At 59.4% G+C, this 737-nt stretch carries 1 protein-coding gene; it reads right to left on the reverse strand.

Annotated elements, in window-relative coordinates; all coding sequences use genetic code 11:
- Nucleotides 1–227: 227 nt before the first annotated feature.
- A partial coding sequence (locus tag EN786_RS35950; protein WP_246688840.1) for a transposase occupies nt 228–737 on the reverse strand: 510 nt, incomplete at its 5' end.

The following is a 737-nucleotide window of genomic DNA, read 5'->3' on the forward strand; positions in this document are numbered from 1 at the left end:
AATCTCCCTGCTTGTGTGGCGCGCGCAATCCCCTGTAACCTGCAATGCAGATTGCGATTGAGTTGGACGGGCGCAGGTGACCAGCCACGGGTAACTTTCCTCCAAGATGGATTAGTAGTTACAAGCGCGGTGTGAGCGGCGGTCGTCCTTAGTTGGTTGGGCGTCCATAAAGGCCGGTTTTTTCTAAGATTTTAAGGGTGGTTCGTCGACCGTGAACAATCCGGGCGCTAAGCGGCGACCGACTTCGACCGAAGTTGAAGCAGGGCGATCAAGAGCGACAAAAAATCCTTCATCCACCTGAGCAGGAGGGAGAAGTTGTAGCCGGCGGCGGCCAGGATGGCGTTGAGGGCGTCGCCCTGCTGGCCGGCGAGGTAGTTGCGGCCCATTCTGTGTTCGCTCTTGATGTGGCCCATGACGGGCTCGACCGCCGACCGCCGCCGCATCTGGCGCTTGATGGCTGGGGTGACGCGGCGCTTCTGGCCGGCGGTGAAGACCCTGAACTTGTGGCTCTGCGGTGCGTTGTGGCCGCGATAGCCGGCATCGGCGAGGATGCGGCCGATCTCGTTGCCGATGGTCTTTTCCATGTCGGGGATGACGCTTGCCAGCGTGTGGCCGTCATAGATCCCATGAGGAGTGGATAGCGGCCTAAGCTCTGCCAAAGTGAGGTTGCTCAATATCCCCACTCTGGAGACAATCATGCTTTTGAACACTGACGGCCCCAACACCCAAGCCGCTAT

It is taken from the genome of Mesorhizobium sp. M4B.F.Ca.ET.143.01.1.1 (genome assembly GCF_004792275.1).
Classification (GTDB): domain Bacteria; phylum Pseudomonadota; class Alphaproteobacteria; order Rhizobiales; family Rhizobiaceae; genus Mesorhizobium; species Mesorhizobium abyssinicae.